The organism is Paenibacillus sp. FSL W8-0439, assembly GCF_038008995.1.
Classification (GTDB): Bacteria; Bacillota; Bacilli; order Paenibacillales; family Paenibacillaceae; genus Paenibacillus; species Paenibacillus polymyxa.
The window spans coordinates 2,613,478-2,620,000 of record NZ_JBBPAK010000001.1; the positions used below are offsets into that span (position 1 = coordinate 2,613,478).

The 6,523-nt window shown below is 40.7% G+C and carries 5 protein-coding genes; 2 read left to right on the plus strand and 3 right to left on the minus strand.

Features of this window, described 5'->3' with window-relative positions:
* Positions 1–84: 84 nt before the first annotated feature.
* A complete protein-coding gene (locus MKX36_RS11385) occupies positions 85–765 on the plus strand; it encodes a DUF421 domain-containing protein (RefSeq protein ID WP_340864690.1) in 681 nt (226 codons plus the stop codon).
* 125 nt (positions 766–890) lie between these two features.
* Here MKX36_RS11385 and MKX36_RS11390 read toward each other — a convergent pair whose 3' ends face one another.
* The 3 genes from MKX36_RS11390 to MKX36_RS11400 are packed head-to-tail and all read right to left on the minus strand — an operon-like array spanning position 891 to position 4,855.
* Complete coding sequence (locus MKX36_RS11390) at positions 891–1,997, minus strand: GerAB/ArcD/ProY family transporter (protein ID WP_340864691.1); 1,107 nt, start codon at positions 1,995–1,997, stop codon at positions 891–893.
* A 23-nt stretch (positions 1,998–2,020) separates the two neighbouring features.
* Positions 2,021–3,226, minus strand: a complete 1,206-nt coding sequence (locus MKX36_RS11395; protein ID WP_045245171.1) for a Ger(x)C family spore germination protein — start codon at positions 3,224–3,226, stop codon at positions 2,021–2,023.
* A gap of 9 nt (positions 3,227–3,235) precedes the next feature.
* Positions 3,236–4,855, minus strand: a complete 1,620-nt coding sequence (locus MKX36_RS11400; RefSeq protein ID WP_340864692.1) for a spore germination protein — start codon at positions 4,853–4,855, stop codon at positions 3,236–3,238.
* 227 nt (positions 4,856–5,082) lie between these two features.
* Between MKX36_RS11400 and MKX36_RS11405 the strand changes: the two genes are divergently transcribed.
* Entirely contained in the window at positions 5,083–6,243 is a 1,161-nt protein-coding gene (locus MKX36_RS11405; RefSeq protein ID WP_340864693.1) for a trans-sulfuration enzyme family protein, read from the plus strand.
* Positions 6,244–6,523 lie beyond the last annotated feature (280 nt).

Sequence of the window (6,523 nt, forward strand, 5' to 3'; positions counted from 1 at the left end):
TTGGGAATAACCCCTCTGTTTATGCTGAGATAGACAGGTGTAAATAACACATAAGGAAAACAACTTCTTCCGGGAGGTCTATTTATGGAGGTATTTGTTACGATTGGTGTCAAATTGATCATCAGCTTTTTTGGCTTGTGGATCATTACTTTTATTACAGGTCGAAAAACACTCAGCCAGTTAACACCACTTGATTTTTTGACATCATTGGTATTAAGCGAAATTGTAGGGAATACGTTATATGACGATAAGCTGACGATCTGGCATCTTTTGTTTGCTCTAGCACTATGGTGCGCGCTGGCCTACTTTTTCGAGAAAGCGACGACCCATTTTGTGAAATTTGGATATATGGCAGAAGGTCGAACAGTGTTGCTCGTAGATAAAGGGCAGGTTAATCAAAAGATGCTGGAGAAATATGATATAGAATTTACACAGCTACTCTCCATGCTACGCCAGCAAAATATTTTTTCTCTGCGTGAGGTCTGGTACGCCACTCTAGAGACGAACGGCTCATTGTCAGTCATGCGCAAACCCGAATACGAGCCACCTGCTGCTCAGGATATGGGAATCGATGCACAGCCTGACCTTTTTTCTGTTACTGTCATTGATAAGGGAAGGTTGCTAAACGAATCTATGCGTGGGAAGTCAATCGATATTGAACAGATTAAAGTAAAGGTGCGAGAGCAGGGATATGATAGTATCGACGAGATTGCCTATGCAGAGTTTAGCGAGGATGGGACACTTCACATCGTGCCGATGAAATAGAAAAAGCACAATAAAAGAGGCTGAATACTTGAATGATAGGCATACTATAGTTCTGCTCTTCTTACCGTGTATGGTGTAGCTGCTGAGATAGAGGCATAACTTCGGAGTATTGAACTACCGTATCCTTATGAAGAGGACTGTTTATTTGTCTTTTTTCTTTTTTTAATAACAATAACGGTAAACAGTAACAAAGGAAGGAAAATTTGAAAAATAGGAAACCAGGAATTAAGAACAAATTTTCGACCGATTACCATGTGATGAATATAGTTAGGCGACAAAAAAGAAAGACCATAAATAAGTGCTGCCAGGGGAAGAATCCATTTTTTAAATCCGACTCCAGTTATTTTTTCTAGTCCTATCACAGCACCATTAAAAAATAAAGACATTTTGATGATCAAGCCAAGAAAAAGAAGCAAGGTGAAAAGGGCATCCATTCGTTCGAACAGATCTGCTAATTCAATCAACTGAACGGTCTCCAAAAGAGGAAGTGTGCTATTTGCGGCGATCTTGGGTCCGAGAACAAAAATATCCAATTGATTAACAAATGTTAGAGCAAGTGCGGTCATTATATAGGCAAAGAAAACGGGTTTTGTGATATTCCGGCCTTTATGTACAAGCGGGTAAAATACAAGAAATAACACAGTTTGTCCGAATGGAAAGGAGATAAGCTCAGGAATAGCGGCTTTAAATATGGGTTTCCATCCTTCCTCTAAAACCGGAAGAGAATTTTCCAAGTGAAAGAGACCAGTTGCCGGAATTAATATACTAATTATGGCGTATCCAAGTACAAAAAAAGGGAAAAGGAACAAGCAAAATAAGAACAATGCTTTGTAGCCGTAACGAACCGTGTTGGATACGACCACGATTGTGATCAAGATGATGATCCACAAAGGGGTTTGGCGGAGCAAAGTCATTACTGTTACCTCGCCTAAATCGCGTATGTTTCGAGATGCTTCATATGTAAAATACATCACAAAAAGTAAGTTAATGATTGTACCCACATATTTCCCTGTGTAACGGCGAAACAACATGAACAAATCCAAATCAGGATCTTGATGGTGAATAGCAAGATGGAGCTTTAGCAGAAGAAGTCCTGCTAAAGCTCCTACCAACATAACTAACCAAGCATCTTGCTTTGCTTCAGCTCCCATTAAAAACAAAGTTGTACTTCCAACCTCAAACAAAGACATACAAATGATCAGCTCGGATACTCGGATTGTATTTTTACGCATTGCTTCAATTCACCTCTCCCTGCTTATTCATTTTTCAACAGTTCGTTAAAAGATTTTTCGAATAATCCCGGACGTGCAAGCTTCATTTTCACACCTATTTTTATATCCATGTTTGCGAACTCTTCAGGCCATGTCTCTTTTATTTTTTTCCAGTCTTTTGGATACTTGTGATGAATTTTATTTCCAACACCAATAAGGTCGATATTCTTTTGCTGTAAGGCTTTCCAGCCTTCCTGAATTTGTAATTTGATTATTTCCGCTGCTTGCATCTGCAATTGATGTATACTTTGCATATCTTTCATTTCTCTTTGCGAAGAGGCTGACAGAAGATCACCAGTAGCTTTAACGTCAACGTTGAGGTAATAATGATTTAAATTCTTGATTGGCGTAACCTTAACCTTGGCTTTCCGGATGAGGAAAGCGGACATAACATTTCCATCCACATAGTTTACAGTAGTGTTTTTAATCTGGTTGTTTAACCATGAAACCCCCATACTTTCCTTTTCATTTAGGAAGCCGACTCTCTTGTCTTTCTGAAAAATACTTAAGCCCGATAACTTGAGTTTATTTTTGGCGGAGGTTTCCTTGAAAACATCAACAGAATCTAGTTTCTCCGGCTCGGAACCCACAAGAGATATTTCTGGAACTCCGGCTGCACTATCGGAGCTAATTTTCGAAATAAATTCATACATGGATATTGCGGGGTAAATTGAGCCTAATTTGCTATCTCTTTCTATAATCTTTTCTAAAGCTTGACCAGGAATTTTCTCTGGTGGTACAAGCTTTCTCAAAAAATCACGAGCCTCTCCGTTGGCAATGAATACTTTTACAGTTTCTCGTGAATCAAGGTTGCGGAGGTAAATATCAATAATCTCTTCAATGCCTTGTTCTGCTGCTTTTTTTCCAATAACGAGTATATTATTTTGGGCGAAATATAGTTTACGTGGGTATTCCAGGCTACTCTTCATAACGGTCTCTCTCAATGTTTTTCCATGTGTAGAAAAGGTATGTACAGCGCTTTGCGATGCCCCGGTGGAAGAACCACCTGATCCAGTCGTCATGGCTGATGGAATTATAATTTGATAGGTATTGATCCAGTCGCCTTTATGTCCATCAATTCCAGTTGCTGTTGTGATGGCTAATTCGTTCAATTCTGTACGATCTACGCACCCTGTAAGTAATAATCCTGCAATAAACAGAACATAACTAACTCTTAATTGCCGCACCATTGATCTCTCCTATTTTTGGGTATCAGACTTGTCATTATTTTTGATTTCATCCGAACTAGCAGGGTATTGGTGAGCTGCCTGTCTTGTCTGGTTATGTCCTGTTTTTTCGCTAGGTCTGGTTTTCATAGCCCACCACGGAGCTCTGATGATAAGGTCCTTCATATTAGATTTAAAGGTGGGGCTGTAGGGCACAAAATAATCAACTCCGAATGATTTGAGAGATACAAGATGAACAAGAAGGGGGATAATTCCTATCAGAATACCGAATAAGCCCAGAGCCCCTGCCAGTAGCATAAGTGCAAAACGCAACAACCTGACTGCTGAAGCCATACCAAAATACGGGATGACAAAGTTCGATATAGCAGTGAAGGCAACAACGATAACCATTGCACCTGAGACCAGTCCGGCTTGCACCGCTGCCTGCCCGATAACCAAAGCTCCTACAATGGAAACGGCTGGTCCGATGACCCGTGGCATTCGCACACCTGCTTCACGAATCACTTCAAACATCAATTCCATCATTAAAGCTTCCAATAATGCAGGAAAAGGAGTTCCTTCCCGTTGAGCCATCAGCGTAATTAACAGCGTGGTGGGGATCATTTCCTGTTGGAAAGTCGTCAAGGCTATAAATAGAGAGGGAAGCAACAATGAGACTAGAAAAGATACCACACGAAGAGCCCTTAAAAAAGTTGAAATGTCATATCTCTGGTAGTAGTCTTCGGCCGTTTGAAAGAAATTAAAGAAGGTTACAGGTGCAATCAGAGCGAATGGTGTCCCATCAACCAGAACAGCTACTTGTCCGTCTAAAAGGCTACCTGCGACTGCATCCGGACGCTCTGAGTTTAGCATGGTGGGAAAGAGACTAAGTGGTTCATCCTGTATAAATTCTTCGATATAGCCACTTTCAAGTATGCTGTCTGTATCAATAAATTGAAGCCGTTTTGTAATTTCCTGTATTACTTCTGGATTAGCGACATTTTCAATGTAAGCTAACATGACTTTGGTTTGTGTATATCGCCCAATAATATGACTATCAAATTTAAGGTCAGGTGTCCGCAATTTTCTTCTGATCAGTGTGATGTTGGTTGAGATAACCTCCGTAAATCCTTCTTTAGGACCCCGCACTACGGTTTGAGTACTGGGTTCCTGAATAGCCCGTCTTACACCGCCTGCGATGGAAACTGCCAGGGCATATGTACTTCCATCGATAGCAATGACAGCATTGCCGGAGAGGATGGATTGATAAAATTCATTTTGCGAGTGTATCATTTGAATATTTCCTGATGGGATTGTTCTTTTTATTAGCGAAACTGCGGTATTTTCTTCAAGCATAAAAGAAGCTGCGGAGACCGACTCTGTAATTAAGCCTTCCATTAAATCGGAAAGCAAGTTTTGGTCAATCAGTCCTTCAATATAACAAACGGCGAGATGGCCAGCATGAGCAGGATTTTCGGGAAAATCACGAATAATAAAGTCAGAGCTTTGCCCGAGTTTTAATTTAAGTAAAGATAGAGTATGTGTTAATGATGGATTTATGGGTTCTGAAGAGGCCTGCTGTTTGGATTTTTCGATATCCTGTGTGTACCTTTTTCCAGGCTTCAGAACATTTCTAATCCAACGTGTTAACACAAGTACCCCCCCCTCTATATTGATAAAGCATATCTTTGCCCTGCAACCCAAAAATATACGCTATTTTTATGAATTGGATACTTAGTGAAAGACATTTGGCAGCCTTATAACTCCTTCGAAAATTAAACAGCACAGGTCCAAAGCAATTTGACTTATAGAATATTTGAGTCCCGGATTGAGGAAACTATCTCTTATGGTTTTGAAATTTCAGAAAGTGGTGATCAGATTTGAGTTTCTCGGATGATCAGCTTATCTGTCTCCGATTTGAGGACGAACTAGGGTATTTTGCTAAGTCTGCTGTTCCTCCTATTTATGAGACTGCTCCATTTTTCTTTGATACCTACGAAGACTATGCTGAAGCGGCTAATCATGAGAAGGAGCATTATGTCTATTCGAGAGGAACCAATCCTACCGTTCGGATTGCAGAACAAATGATTGCTGCGCTAGAAGGTGGGGAGGACTGTAAGTGCTTTGCCTCTGGAATGGCTGCTATCAGTGCCGCTCTAATGTGTAGCTTATCCGCAGGGGATCATCTGATTCTGGTCGGACATATATATGAAACTTCCGTCAGCCTAGCCAAATACTTAACGAAGTTCGATTTAAACTACACCATTGTACATTCGACTTCTACGGAAGCGGTTGCTAATGCCATCCAACCGCAGACTCGTGCTATTCTTATGGAGTCTCCTACCTCGTTTACATTCGATATGGTAAATATTCAGGAGGTAACTTCACTTTCCAAAGCGAAGGGTATACGCACAATCATAGATAATTCATGGGCTACACCCCTTTTCCAAAAACCATTAGAATGGGGCGTTGATATCGTCGTTCACTCCGCATCCAAGTACTTGGGGGGACATAATGATTTAATTGCAGGGGCAGTAATCGCTTCTAAAGAGATAATAAATCGTATGTATGCTGAAGAATATGAATTGATTGGCGGTTCGTTAGCCCCTTTTGAAGCCTGGTTACTCATACGGGGGCTAAGAACACTCCCGCTCCGTATGGAAGCCCATCAAAGGAATGCTCTGTTGGTTGCCCGTTTTCTATCAGATCATCCGGCCATTTCTAAAGTAAATCATCCTGGACTTCCTTCTCACCCACAGCATGAGCTGGCATGTAGACAGCTTAAAGGGTATGCCGGATTATTCAGCTTTGAACTAAAAGATTCGGGTTATGAGGATATATGCAGAGTGATCAATAAACTGAGACTGATTCGGATCGGTGTATCGTGGGGGGCTATGGAGAGCCAGGTGATCTCACCGAACTACGGGTTCAATAAGCAGAGTCTAAAAAAACAACACATGCCTGAATCCCTAATACGCTTGGCTGTGGGGCATGAACCTGCTGAACTTTTAATAGAAGATCTAGCTACAGCTTTAAGCTAAGCGATCATTTCAGGATTTTATGTAAAAAAAGCGAAAGCAGCAGTTCCATCAATAAAGAGCTTCTGGTTTTATGATTTATAACGTTTATACCTTCGGTTGTTATAGACAAATCATTATGTGTAGGCGTGGTTCAGTAAAAAATTACACTGTGTAGAAACACAAATCATTTACTGGTAAATATTACAACTTGCCTGATGGGTATACACGTGATAAATTATATATCCAGCCAGTTAAACGGCTGTTGAGTTGATCTTTGAAAACTGAACAACGAGTGAGTACG

Bases quoted from the DNA above. Each gene is read 5' to 3' on its own strand.
- MKX36_RS11385 (WP_340864690.1), top strand. From the start codon at position 85: ATGGAGGTATTTGTTACGATTGGTGTCAAATTGATCATCAGCTTTTTT.
- MKX36_RS11390 (WP_340864691.1), bottom strand. From the start codon at position 1,997: ATGCGTAAAAATACAATCCGAGTATCCGAGCTGATCATTTGTATGTCT.
- MKX36_RS11395 (WP_045245171.1), bottom strand. From the start codon at position 3,226: ATGGTGCGGCAATTAAGAGTTAGTTATGTTCTGTTTATTGCAGGATTA.